Source organism: Pseudomonas sp. 1121_17 (assembly GCF_052850745.1).
Genome location: NZ_VXCX01000004.1, coordinates 190970 through 202877 on the forward strand (window position 1 = coordinate 190970; position 11908 = coordinate 202877).

At 61.6% G+C, this 11908-nt stretch carries 11 protein-coding genes; 7 read left to right on the plus strand and 4 right to left on the minus strand.

All coding sequences use genetic code 11. The annotated features are described in order from the left end of the window. Positions 1–112: 112 nt before the first annotated feature. Together FW789_RS10995 and FW789_RS11000 are read left to right on the plus strand one after the other, a co-directional pair. Positions 113–898, plus strand: a complete 786-nt coding sequence (locus tag FW789_RS10995) for an outer membrane protein OmpK (protein ID WP_103436695.1) — start codon at positions 113–115, stop codon at positions 896–898. A gap of 356 nt (positions 899–1254) precedes the next feature. Continuing rightward, a complete protein-coding gene (locus tag FW789_RS11000; RefSeq protein ID WP_103436694.1) occupies positions 1255–2037 on the plus strand; it encodes an outer membrane protein OmpK in 783 nt (260 codons plus the stop codon). Positions 2038–2105: 68 nt separating this feature from the next. Here the strand turns inward: FW789_RS11000 and FW789_RS11005 are convergent, their stop codons facing one another. Both FW789_RS11005 and FW789_RS11010 read right to left on the minus strand, forming a co-directional pair. Next, positions 2106–3026 carry a DUF808 domain-containing protein gene (locus FW789_RS11005; protein ID WP_446431444.1) on the minus strand — a complete coding sequence of 307 codons (921 nt, stop codon included), beginning with the start codon at positions 3024–3026 and terminating at the stop codon, positions 2106–2108. A 131-nt stretch (positions 3027–3157) separates the two neighbouring features. Continuing rightward, positions 3158–4084, minus strand: a complete 927-nt coding sequence (locus tag FW789_RS11010) for an AEC family transporter (protein WP_446431445.1) — start codon at positions 4082–4084, stop codon at positions 3158–3160. Positions 4085–4493: 409 nt separating this feature from the next. Here FW789_RS11010 and FW789_RS11015 point away from each other — a divergent pair, with 409 nt between their 5' ends. After that, on the plus strand, positions 4494–5801 hold the full coding sequence (locus tag FW789_RS11015; protein WP_411561973.1) for a putative bifunctional diguanylate cyclase/phosphodiesterase: 1308 nt from the start codon (positions 4494–4496) through the stop codon (positions 5799–5801). Between the two features lie 19 nt (positions 5802–5820). On the opposite strand, the gene FW789_RS11020 is transcribed toward FW789_RS11015, so the two are convergent. Further along, on the minus strand, positions 5821–7350 hold the full coding sequence (locus tag FW789_RS11020) for an IclR family transcriptional regulator domain-containing protein (protein ID WP_446431446.1): 1530 nt from the start codon (positions 7348–7350) through the stop codon (positions 5821–5823). 170 nt (positions 7351–7520) lie between these two features. Between FW789_RS11020 and FW789_RS11025 the strand changes: the two genes are divergently transcribed. The 4 genes from FW789_RS11025 (at position 7521) to FW789_RS11040 (ending at position 11308) form a co-directional block, all read left to right on the plus strand. Continuing rightward, the gene (locus tag FW789_RS11025; RefSeq protein ID WP_207072673.1) at positions 7521–8861 is read left to right on the plus strand and encodes an MFS transporter; all 1341 of its coding nucleotides are present in this window, start codon (positions 7521–7523) and stop codon (positions 8859–8861) included. A gap of 9 nt (positions 8862–8870) precedes the next feature. Further along, entirely contained in the window at positions 8871–9845 is a 975-nt protein-coding gene (locus FW789_RS11030) for a hydroxyacid dehydrogenase (protein WP_446431447.1), read from the plus strand. A 25-nt stretch (positions 9846–9870) separates the two neighbouring features. Further along, the gene (locus FW789_RS11035; protein ID WP_207072671.1) at positions 9871–10509 is read left to right on the plus strand and encodes an RraA family protein; all 639 of its coding nucleotides are present in this window, start codon (positions 9871–9873) and stop codon (positions 10507–10509) included. Positions 10510–10696: 187 nt separating this feature from the next. Continuing rightward, entirely contained in the window at positions 10697–11308 is a 612-nt protein-coding gene (locus FW789_RS11040; protein ID WP_103436689.1) for a TetR/AcrR family transcriptional regulator, read from the plus strand. Between the two features lie 41 nt (positions 11309–11349). Here the strand turns inward: FW789_RS11040 and FW789_RS11045 are convergent, their stop codons facing one another. After that, positions 11350–11790: a GlcG/HbpS family heme-binding protein gene (locus FW789_RS11045; protein ID WP_446431448.1), complete on the minus strand. Its 441-nt coding sequence runs from the start codon at positions 11788–11790 to the stop codon at positions 11350–11352. Between the last annotated feature and the right edge of the window lie 118 nt (positions 11791–11908).

Here is an 11908-nt window from a genome sequence, read left to right on the forward strand (position 1 = left end):
CTCTCACGCTCATGCAGTACCGCTACACCGTCGGCCCGCCGGAATGGGCCGCTCGGGGCGCCCTTGCGCCGAAAAAACCCCAAAAAAAAACAATAAGTCCGGGAATCACGACATGAAGCGCATCACCTCGTCCCTCTTGCTCGGCAGCAGCCTGCTGGCGACTGTCCCCGTCCACGCCGGCGAATGGCTGCAGTGGCACGGCGAAAGCCTGACCTACCTGTACGGCAAGGATTTCAAGGTCAACCCGAATATCCAGCAGACGGTGACCTTCGAGCACGCCAACAAATGGAAGTACGGCGACACCTTCCTGTTCGTCGACAAGATCTTCTACAACGGCAAGGCCGATGCCAGCAAAGGCGCCAACACCTACTACGGCGAGTTCAGCCCACGCCTGTCGCTGGGCAAGATCACCGGCCAGAGCTTTGCCTTCGGCCCGGTCAAGGACGTGTTGCTGGCCATGACCTACGAGCGTGGCGAGGGCGACAACGAAGCCTATCTGATCGGCCCTGGCTTTGACCTGGCGGTCCCCGGCTTCAACTACTTCACCCTCAACTTCTACCTGCGCAACACCGAGGGCAGCCGCCCCGGTGACAATGTCTGGCAGATCACCCCGGCCTGGTCCTACACCATCCCGGTCGGCCGCTCGGACGTACTCATCGATGGCTACATCGACTGGGTGGTCGACAACGACCAGACCCGCCGCGGCACCTACCACGCCAACCTGCACGTCAACCCACAGGTTAAATACGACCTCGGCAAAGCCCTCAACTACGGTGCCAAGCAGCTGTATGTCGGCTTTGAGTACAGCTACTGGAAGGACAAGTACGGCATCGACAGCCGCGGCAATCTCGACAGCAACCAGAGCGTGGCCAGTGCGCTGGTCAAGGTGCATTTCTGAGAAGCTGACCGAACGCCCAACTTTGGTTCCACGTGCTCCAGGAAGGAGCACTTGAGGCGCAGCGCGCAAGTGAGTAATCTGCGCGCCCCCTCGCTCAGGGCAGAATGATTTCTGCCCGCGTTTACTGACCGCTCAGTCAATGAATTCGGGTGGTTGGTCTGCGTGTTGCCAGCCGTACAGGACCGTTTTCAGCCGTTCAGCAAGACGTCGAGCAGGAAGATTGCGACCAACGATAAAAGTTGGCGCAGCTCTTGCCAAACAGCTGTGGTCAATCGAAAAAAGCTGACTCAAAAGACAAAAACAGCGCCACCACCGAGCGCTGACAACAGATCCGAATCAAGGGAGCGACACACGCGATGCGTACCATCAACAGCCTGATCCTCGCCGGCAGCCTGCTGGCCTCCGGGGCCACCTTCGCCGGTGACCTGCTGCAGTGGCAAAGCAACAGCCTGACCTACCTGTGGGGCAAGAACTTCAAGGTCAACCCGGAAATCCAGCAGACCTTCACTTTCGAGCACGCTGACGGCTGGAAGTACGGCGACAACTTCGTGTTTGTCGACAAGATCTTCTACCAGGGTAAAAAGGACGCCGGCAACGGCCCCAACACTTACTACGGTGAGATCAGCCCGCGCCTGTCGTTGGGCAAGATACTCGACCAGAAGATCGCCTTCGGCCCGGTCAAGGACGTGCTGCTGGCGATGACCTACGAGTTTGGTGAAGGCGACAGCGAGTCGTACCTGATCGGCCCTGGCTTCGATCTGGATATCCCAGGCTTCGATTACTTCCAGCTGAACTTCTACCAGCGCACCACCGACGGCAGCCGCGCCGGCGACAACGTCTGGCAGATCACCCCGGTGTGGGCGTACACCATACCGGTCGGCTCTTCGGACGTGTTGATCGACGGCTTCATGGACTGGGTAGTCGACAACGACCAGAACCGTCGTGGCACCTACCACGCCAACCTGCACTTCAACCCACAGATCAAATACGACCTGGGCAAGGCAATGCATCTGGGCGAGAAGCAGTTGTACGTGGGTATCGAGTACGACTACTGGAAGAACAAATACGGGATCAAGGATTCTGACGGTTTCACCACCGACCAGAACACCGCCAGCCTGCTGGTCAAGGTGCACTTCTGATCTGATCAGGCGCGCCGTATGAGTCCGCTCCAGTCAGGATGAACCCTGCTGGAGCGGTACCAGTTCGATCAGTTGCTCGCCAGTTTGCGTACCCGCGATACCCCGCCGACGACCACCGCAGCGACAAAGCCGGTGATCGCGCCAACCACACCGTACAGGCCCAATTTCGCCACCGCGCCCCAGCCCGCGCTCGCGCTAACCAGGGCCTCGATCAGGTGTTCAAGCGGCTGGATACCCTCGGCAACGAAGGTGCCGCCGACCAGAAACATCGCCAGCGTGCCGATCCACGACAAGGCCTTCATCAGGAACGGCGCCGCAGCCACCAGGCCGCGCCCGAATTTTTTGACGAATGTGCCCCACGCGCCCTGAGCTTTCGACTTCGCCAGCGCAAAGCCTGCGTCATCCATGCGTACGATGCCGGCGACCAGGCCATATACGCCGACCGTCATCGCCAGCGCGATCACCACCAAAGTGATGATCTGCTGATACAGAGGCGCATCGGCAACCACGTTGAGGGTGATGACGATGATTTCGGCACTGAGGATGAAGTCGGTCTTGATCGCGCCCTTGATCTTGCGCTGCTCGTACTCGGCCAGCGCTTGCGAGGTTTTCGGCACAGGCTTGTGTTCAGCGTCCGCTGCTTCATCGCCGCCACGCGAAAGCTTGTCCTTGATTGCCTCATAGCCCTCATAGCACAGGTAGATCCCGCCCAGCATCAACAGCCACTTGATCGCGGCCGGCAACAACGCGCTGAGGATCAATGCGCACGGCACCAGGATCGCCTTGTTCTTCAACGAGCCCTTGAATACCGCCCATACCACCGGCAGTTCACGATCGGCCTTCATGCCGGTGACCTGCTCGGCGTTCACCGCCAGGTCATCGCTGAGCACGCTCGCCGACTTCTTCGCCGCGACCTTGCTCATCAGCGCAATGTCATCGAGCAAGGCCGCGATATCATCCAACAAAGCAAAAAAACTGCTGCCAGCCATTCCATTGATTCCTAAAGGTGTCCGCAGCCACCCAGGCCTGAGCCCGCGCGACTGCGATAAAGACGTGATTGCCGACAAGTTGGCATAGAGACCCTAGCCACGCTGAACAGTTCTGGCTGAGCGACCCAGCGCTACAGCAGCGGTGTCGTAGCCAACACCACCAGCGGCATCGCCAGCGCCGCCAACAGCGTCTGCCCGGCGATGATCGCCGCCATCAATGGCGCATCACCGCCCAACTGCCTGGCCATGATGTAGGCGGACGACGCGGTGGGTAAGGTCTGGAACAGCACCGCCGCCAGCGCAGCCTCGCCTTCAAGGCCGAACAAGCGGCAGATCAACACCGTCACCAAGGGCATTGCTACGAACTTGATCACTGACGAAGTGCCGATCGGCTTGAGCCAGCCGCGCACACTGCGCAGGTGCAGCGCCGCCCCGATGCACAGCAGCCCCAACGGCAGCGACGCCTGCCCCAGCGCCTGCAGTGCCGGAGCCAGGCCCGGCGGGATAGCAAGCCCACTAACCCGCACCAGCATGCCCAGCGCACAGGCCAGCAGCAGCGGGTTGAGCGCCAGCTGCTTGAGCACGCTGGCCAAGGTCGGGCGGCTGCCCGCGCCATATCGGGCAAACACCAGCACGCAGAGGATATTCACCGTGGGCACGATCGCAGCATTGGCGATGGCAGCCAAGGCGATGCCATGGGCGCCGAAAATCCCCGCCGCAGCGGTCACCCCGACATAATTGTTGAAGCGCACTCCGCCCTGGAACAGCGAGGTAAATGCCGGGTCATCGACCGGGAACAACTGCCGCGCCAAGACCATCACCGCAGCTACGGCCACGGTCGACACCACCAGCACGCTGACCATCGCCTGCACCGGCAGGTCGCCCAGCTGTGCGGTGGCCAGACTATGGAAGAACAGTGCAGGCAGCAGCACGTAATAACCCAGCTTTTCGGCATACGGCCAGAACGCTTCGCCGACGAAGTTCGCGTGGCGCAACCACAACCCAAGCATGATCAGCAAGGCAATCGGCAGCAAGGCGAGAATGAGCGCGCTGGTCATTGGCCAGCCGCCGGCAAAATTGACAACGTTCGCCGCAACACAGAAACCTCCTCCATAACAACAGCCCGGGACTATAAACTGAATAAGCAACAACGCGCGGCGATTTATTATTCCGAGGATACAAAACAGTAGATGCCCTTGCCTCCATTACTCGGGCCACGGCAGAACTGATCAACTGGTCAAGTTAATAAAGATGGCGCGCAGCACGCGATTCATCAATCCCTGGCAAACGTTTGCTACCATGCGAGCGACCCCGCACTTGAGCGGCGTGCTTGTCATCTGCACCGGCCATGATGCGCAGTAACCGCGAGTGGCGTGGTCTATGATTATTAGTGCGCGCAGTAATGCAACTCCATCAGTGGACCTGGCCAACGTGAAGAACACATCAATTCAAGCGAGCAGGCGTTGGATGGCTCGCAAGTTCCCTGACACGTCGCAGTGGCCACGCATCCAATTGCTCCTTCGCTTCAGCGGCGTCGCCTGCATTTTGCACGGCACGTTATGGGGCGTTTATTACGCGACCCATACCATGTTGGTGCTGGCAGTGTTGCTGTTCACGGTGGTGCTGTCTGGCCTGGCCTGCCTGTACCTGGCCACTCAGCCGACACAGCGCGCGCTGCCGGCCTTGGCCCATTGCCTGCTGATCGCTACCGTGATTGCCAGCCTGGCCGACTCGGCGACGGCCGATACATCACGCACGGCCAACCTGTTTCTGATCCCTATCGGCGTGGCCGCCTTTCTGCTGTTTCGCAACAGTGGCATCTACCTGCGCTGGGTGTTTCCGTGCCTATGTTTCGCAGGCCTGGTGTTCTTCGCCAACAGCCCCTTGACCTTTACCCGGCTGGAATTGCTGCCATCAGACATCAGCCAGTTCGGGCATGCTCTGAACAGCATCACCGCCATGGCCCTGACCCTGGGCGTGCTGGCGATATTCCGCGACGAGCAGAAATTCAAGGTCGAACTGCACAGTGCGCTGGCACGGGCACTGGCCCGCCGCGAGCTGTGCACTTACCTGCAGCCACAAGTCTGCGCGCAAGGGCGGGTGATCGGCGCTGAGGCCCTGCTGCGCTGGGATCGCCCCGGACACGGCATTCAGTCGCCCGCCGAATTCATTCCCGTTGCAGAGCAAAGCGGCCTGATCCACGACATCGGCCTGATGGTGCTGGAACAAGCCTGTCGCCAGCTCAGGGAGTGGTCCGAGCACAGCGATGCACAGCACTGGAAGTTGTCGGTAAACGTCAGTCCGCTACAACTGACCTCGTCAACCTTTGTTGAAGAAGTTCGAGAGATAGTTCACAAATTTAATATTCCTGCCAATCGACTTCGTCTGGAAATAACCGAGTCGGTATTTGCCAGTGATCTGGTGGCAACCGTGATGAAAATGGAAGATCTGCGCAGCGACGGCATATCGTGGTCACTGGATGACTTCGGCACGGGGTTTTCTTCATTGGCCCTGCTGCGCGAACTGCCGCTGGATGAGTTGAAAATCGATCGCTCATTTATCGCCGGCATCGAGAGTGACAAGGGCAAATATGAACTGATCAGAAAGATCATTGAAATTGCCGAGATACTGAACATATCGACGGTTGCCGAAGGCGTTGAGACCGAGGCCCAGTTCGATTGCCTGCAAGCGATGGGCTGCGCTGCCTTCCAGGGTTTTTACTTCGGCCGGCCGATGATCGCGGCGCAGTTCATCGGCAAATACGCGGCCAGCTAAGCGCAAACCGCGGCATGCCTTACTGGCCCGATCCACCTCGGGCAGGCGCAGTGCCCAGTGAAAGCAGCCGGCTGATGCGGCTGGTTGCAAGCTTCATGTGATCAACCAATGCCGCTACATCGCAATCCTGCTTGCGGTACTGCGGAATAGTGGCCGAGAGCGACCCTGCCACCTGGCCGTCGACAAAGAACGGCACGCCGATACCAAAGGCGCCGAGGACTCGCTCGCCGTCCCCCTGCGACCAGCCGCGTTCGCGAATGGCGAGCAAATCCGCCTGCAGCGCAGAATGCGAGACGATGGTGGCCTCGGTGAATCTGTTCAGGGTCAGGCCGTCAGCGAACTCGGGGGCCAGGTGCGCCAATACAGCCTTGCCCGCAGCACCGGCATACAGCGGTACTTCGACACCGGTTTCGAGTTTGTACTGGATGGGCTTCCAACCCTGAGCCACTTCGATGAATTGCGCCGTGCTGGAGCACGCATCGAAGCTGAGAAAGGCCACGGTTTCGCCGGTCTGCTTGACCAACGCCTCAACGATCGCTCGGCACAGTTTTGCCACAGGGAAGCGGTTGTCGCCGAGCACCGCCGCCCACTGGTACAGGCGCGCCGCAGGGTATAGCGCCTGGCCGCTGGCAAACACCAGGCTGGCCTGTGCAGCAGACTCGACGATCTTGCGCGCCGTGGCGCTGTTGCACTGCAGCTCGGCGGCAATCCCCGCCTTGCAGGGGTAGCCGTCGGGTACCGCACAGAGGATTTGCAGCAATACCTCCAGCCGAGCCGCAGTGGCGCTGTCCTCGTCGCAACCCCTCACCTGCGGACAGGCTCGCGCGGTGACGGGCAATCCCTCGAGGTGGTTCAAGACCTGTTCGACTTTGCGCAACGCCGCACTGGCGCTGCTGCCACCGCCAGCGCCCAGGTCGTGCAGCGATACCGTCACCAGCAACCCTTGCGGCAAGCACCGGGTCGCCAGGGCCACCGCTGCGGGGAACTCGGATTCGGCCATCGCCTGCCCGTTGTTGACTGGCACCGGTAGCTGTTGCTGGTCAGGCTGCGCGCCGCTGTTCAGATGGTCAGCGAACGCTCGGCCGATATCGCCAAAACCCAGCGGATAGATCGCGCCAAGCTGCGGCCTGAAGGCCAAGGTAGCCGCTGCCTCGCCGCAACACAGCACGAAGTAGCCGTCACAGTACGGGGCATACACCGAGAGCAAGGCTGACTGCTTGGCATCGCCGGCCAGCTCATCGAGCAGCTTCCCGGCCGCATTCCACACGGCGCTGTGCGTGCTCACCGCCTGCATCAGCACCCGCAAGCGTGGCCCGACTCGATACTTGCCCGCGCCATCTTCCGCTGCAAGGTCACGCTCGACCAGTGCCGCCAGAATCCGATTGATGGTGCTGCGGCTCTCGTCGAGCTCGCTGGCCAGTTCCCTGACACCCCACGGCTCACCCTCCGCTCGTCTGACCAGTGCGTCCAGTACCTCGATCAGACGACCGTGGCTGGAGGTGGCGGTAACCGCGTGGCTGGTCGCGGGTTCAGGGCTTGGGTTAGGCATCTCAGAGGCTTGGCATGCTGCTACGGGAGCTCATTCTGTGCTCAAGGCCACCACCAAAGCAATTAGCCCGCCTGTTGACAACCAGGCTGAGCACGAGGATGCTAGGAAAAACAAAACAGGACACTGTCCCATTTTTTAAAATGGTCGTGACCAAAACGCTGGAGTGACCTATGAATAACAACAATACGTTGACCGAGCCCGTCGCCATGTCCGAGCCTGTCGCCGAGCGCAAGACCAAGGCGAAGAAAGCCACCGCCGCCGCCGTGTTCGGCACCTTCGTCGAGTACTACGACTTCAGCATCTACGGCTATCTGGCGGCCACGCTGGCGCTGGTGTTCTTTCCGTCCGATGACCCCACCACCGGCCTGCTCAACACCTTTCTGGTGTTCGGCTCGGCGTTCCTCGTACGCCCGCTCGGCGCCGTCGCGTTCGGCTGGCTGGGTGACAAGGTGGGCCGCCGCACCAGCCTGATTGCCAGCATCACCTTGATGGGCATCGCCGCGACCTTGATCGGCCTGCTGCCCGGTTATGCGCAGATTGGCGTGTGGGCGCCGATTCTGCTGGTGGCACTGCGCATGCTTCAGGGCTTTTCCGCCGGCGGCGAAATCGGTGGCGCAGCGAGCTACATTCGCGAGTGGGCACCGGCCAATCGGCGTTCGCTGTACATCTCCTTCCTGCCCTCGATCGCCCAGTTCGGCAAGGGCCTGGCAGCAGCCATCGCTGGCCTGGCAGCAGCCTGGCTGACCGACCCGCAGATGGCCGACTGGGGCTGGCGCGTACCGTTCCTGCTGGCTTTGCCGCTGGGCATCATCGGCCTGTGGATGCGCCTGGGCATTGAAGACAGCCCTGAGTTCGAGTCGAACAAGACCGTTGACGCCGAGCCGAAAAGCGCGCCCTTCGCCGAGCTGGTGCGCGATTACATGCGCCCGCTGACCAAGGTCATGATGATCTCGCTGGTGCAGAACATCGGCACTTACATCGGCACGGTATTCATCGCCGCCTACTTCAGCTCGATCCTCGGCTACTCAAAAGGTCAGGCCTCGACGATCGTCCTGGTGGCGGTGAGTTTTGCCGCGCTGATGATTCCCCTGGCCGGTCACCTCGGTTCGATCATCGGCAGCAAGGCCGTTCTGCGCCTGGCCTACCTCGGCTACGCCACCCTGTCGATCCCCTCCTTCATGCTCATGCAGCAAGGCCAGGTGAGCCTGGCCATGGCCGGCTTGGCCCTGGGCATGGTGCCGTACGCGCTGTGCCTGGCCGGCACCTACTCGGTGATGCCGGAGTTCTTCCCGACCCACGTTCGCCACACCGGTGTCGCCTTCGGCCACAGCGTCGGCGCGGTGATAGGCGGCGGCATCGGGCCGTTCATGGCGACCTGGCTGATCGGCGCCAGCGGCAATCAGTCGGCACCCGCTTTCATCCTCTGCGGCGCTGGCGTGCTGGGCCTGATCGTGCTCAGCACCGTGCGCAACAACGCTGCGGTCGACGCCAATCGCCATCAATTTTCCTGAGTACAGACCATGCCTCTGATCTACGTCACCAGCCCCATTCACCCGCGCGTGCTCGCCGGCCTTGCTGACCTTGGCGAGGTGCGTCTGGGCTATGGCGCCAACGCCGTCAGCTATGACGAAATCCACAACCAGGTCGACGCGGTGTTTCTGCGTGGTGGCCATGTCAGCGCCGAGATGATCGCTGCCTCGCCGAAACTGCGCATCGTCGCCCGCCATGGCGCGGGCTACGACAACGTTGAATACCAGGCGGCCGCGCAACATGGCGTGTGGGTCACCAACACTCCCGGGGCCAACCAGCGCAGTGTTATCGAACATGTCTTTGCTTTGCTGCTGTCGCTGTGCCGCAAACTGCCCATGGCCAGCGAGCAGACGCGTAATCGCAACTGGGCGCAGGACCGCCTGGCACTGACCGGCATCGAGCTCGAAGGGCGCACCCTGGGCCTGGTCGGCTTTGGCAACATCGGCGCAAGCGTTGCGCCCGTGGCCGAGGCCTTTGGCCTGAAGGTGATCTTCACCGACCCGGCAATCGCACCAGGCACCGATCCGCGCTGGGTCGACCTCGACACCCTGCTGGCCACTGCCGATGTGATCAGCCTGCATGTACCGCTGCTACCCAACACCCGCAACCTGATCGGTGCCAAGCAGTTCGCCCGGATGAAAGACGGCGCGATGCTGATCAACACCAGCCGGGGCGGCGTGGTCGATGAGCAGGCCATGGTCGCAGCGCTGAACAGCGGCAAGCTGGCCGGCGCGGGGGTGGATGTGCTCGACGCGGAGAACCTCGACATGATCAACCCTTTCAACCACCCCACTCCGGCCATCGCCGAAACGCCGAATCTGATCGTCACCGCGCATGTGGCCGGGCAGACCGACGAATCGTTGATGCGAGTTGGCATGAGCGCCCTGCAGGCGATTGCCGCCGTGCTCCAGGGGCAAGCCCCGGCACACCCGGTCAACCAACCTGTGGCGAAGTCGTTCGACTGAGCGCCGGCAAATCTGGGGGTTTCATATGTTCATCAACGTGTCCGACGAGTCGATCAGCGTCAACAGCCACTGGCAACGCGCAGACTTGGCGCTGATTGGCGAGATTGCCCGTTACCCGGTCGCCTTGATCGGTGACGTTCTGCAGCGCATGGGCATGATGGCTTCGGCCATCCACCATACCGCTGGCAAGCCGAGTTTTTTCGGCACCATCCTGCCGCTCAATACCCGCGAGGGTGACAACCTGGCGATCCACCGAGCCCTCGACGAAGCGCAGCCCGGCGATGTGCTAGTCATAAATGGCAACAGCGAGGTCAACCGCTCGGTGTTCGGCGATCTGCTTGGCGAGATCTGCCTGGCCCGGCAAGTGGCGGCGGTGGTCATCGACGGCGCCGTGCGCGATGTGGCAGAACTCGACAGCATGGGTTTGCCGGTCTATGCCCGCGCGGTCAACCCCGCGGGGCCGTCGAAATGGGGCCCGGGCCAGGTCGGCATCGCCGTGGCGTGCGGCAATGTCGTGTGCCATCCGGGCGATGCGATAATTGGCGACCGCGACGGCATCATCGTCATCCCGCGCAGCCGTCTCGCCTCGCTGGCCGAGCAGGTGAAGCTGCAGGACGGTTACGAGAACAGCTTCCGTGACAAGGTGCGGGCAAGCGTGCGCTGAGCGCCGGTCGGGTGGCAGCCTAGACACTGCTGCCCGACATTTCTCCTCTGCAATGCGTATCACCCCGGTCGGCCCAGACCCGCTCCCTTGCCCCTTGCGCAAACAGCCTGCCTTGAGCCTCGCTCCGGGCCGGTGCTACCATGCCCGATCCCTCCTAGAGGCGCCCTTTCCGAGGAAGATCCCTGCAATGAGCACCATTCGCGAGCGCAACAAGGAACTGATCCTGCGCGCGGCCAGCGAGGAATTCGCCGACAAGGGCTTCGCCGCCACCAAAACCAGTGACATTGCGGCCAAGGCGGGTTTGCCCAAGCCGAACGTCTACTACTACTTCAAATCCAAGGACAACCTCTACCGCGAGGTGCTCGAGAGCATCATCGCGCCGATCATGCAGGCATCGACGCCGTTCAATGCCGACGGTGATCCGAAAGAAGTGCTGAGTGCCTACATCCGCTCGAAGATCCGCATCTCGCGTGATCTACCCCATGCCTCGAAGGTGTTCGCCAGCGAGATCATGCACGGCGCGCCGCACCTTTCGCCGAGTCAGGTCGAGCAGCTGAACGAGCAGGCCCGGCACAATATCGAGTGCATCCAGTGCTGGATCGAGCGCAAACAGATCGCCCCGGTCGATGCCCATCACCTGATGTTCAGCATCTGGGCGGCGACCCAGACCTACGCCGACTTCGATTGGCAGATCGCCGCCGTCACCGGCAAGGCCAAGCTCGCCGACAGTGATTACGAGGCCGCTGCGCAAACGATCATTCGGCTGGTGCTCAAGGGCTGTGAGCCAGAGCTGGCCTGAGCTGAACAGAAAGGGCCGCAGCGCGGCCCTGTGTGCAGTGATCAGGCCGCGACACCGGCATCTGCAGTCAGGCCCGCCGCTTCGATGGCGCTGATTGCGCACTGCTCATCGATATCCGAAGTATCGCCGCTGATCCCCACCGCACCCAGCACCCTGCCCTGCTGATCACGAATCAGCACACCCCCTGGAGCCGGCACCACCGGCTGCTCGCCCAAACCATTCAATGCGGCAAAAAACGCCGGCCGCTGCTGCGCATCCAGCGCCAGCAGACGCGAGCCCTTGCCCAGGGCAATTGCACCCCAGGCCTTGCCGGTCGCTACCTGCGGGCGCAGCAGGCTAGCGCCGTCTTCACGCTGCAAGGTGAGCAGATGCCCGCCGGCATCCAGCACCGCCACGGTCAGCGGCGCAGCGTTGATCTTGCGGCCTGCGGCCAGCGCGGCGTTCACCAGGCTGACAGCGACTTTGAGGGTCAAAGTGGTCATGGAAAGGTCCTCTTCTTGTTGTGAGAAGCCCTGAGGGCAGTTGAAATCCAATGGCACAAATAGAACACAACTAGGATTATCTTTGTATACAATATTTTAAGACGATCGTGCACGATCA

Coding starts and splice junctions, on each gene's coding strand:
- FW789_RS11035 (WP_207072671.1), top strand. CDS start 9,871: ATGTTCATCAACGTGTCCGACGAGTCGATCAGCGTCAACAGCCACTGG.
- FW789_RS11025 (WP_207072673.1), top strand. CDS start 7,521: ATGAATAACAACAATACGTTGACCGAGCCCGTCGCCATGTCCGAGCCT.
- FW789_RS11030 (WP_446431447.1), top strand. CDS start 8,871: ATGCCTCTGATCTACGTCACCAGCCCCATTCACCCGCGCGTGCTCGCC.
- FW789_RS11020 (WP_446431446.1), bottom strand. CDS start 7,350: ATGCCTAACCCAAGCCCTGAACCCGCGACCAGCCACGCGGTTACCGCC.
- FW789_RS11015 (WP_411561973.1), top strand. CDS start 4,494: ATGGCTCGCAAGTTCCCTGACACGTCGCAGTGGCCACGCATCCAATTG.
- FW789_RS11005 (WP_446431444.1), bottom strand. CDS start 3,026: ATGGCTGGCAGCAGTTTTTTTGCTTTGTTGGATGATATCGCGGCCTTG.
- FW789_RS11010 (WP_446431445.1), bottom strand. CDS start 4,084: ATGACCAGCGCGCTCATTCTCGCCTTGCTGCCGATTGCCTTGCTGATC.
- FW789_RS11040 (WP_103436689.1), top strand. CDS start 10,697: ATGAGCACCATTCGCGAGCGCAACAAGGAACTGATCCTGCGCGCGGCC.
- FW789_RS11045 (WP_446431448.1), bottom strand. CDS start 11,790: ATGACCACTTTGACCCTCAAAGTCGCTGTCAGCCTGGTGAACGCCGCG.
- FW789_RS10995 (WP_103436695.1), top strand. CDS start 113: ATGAAGCGCATCACCTCGTCCCTCTTGCTCGGCAGCAGCCTGCTGGCG.
- FW789_RS11000 (WP_103436694.1), top strand. CDS start 1,255: ATGCGTACCATCAACAGCCTGATCCTCGCCGGCAGCCTGCTGGCCTCC.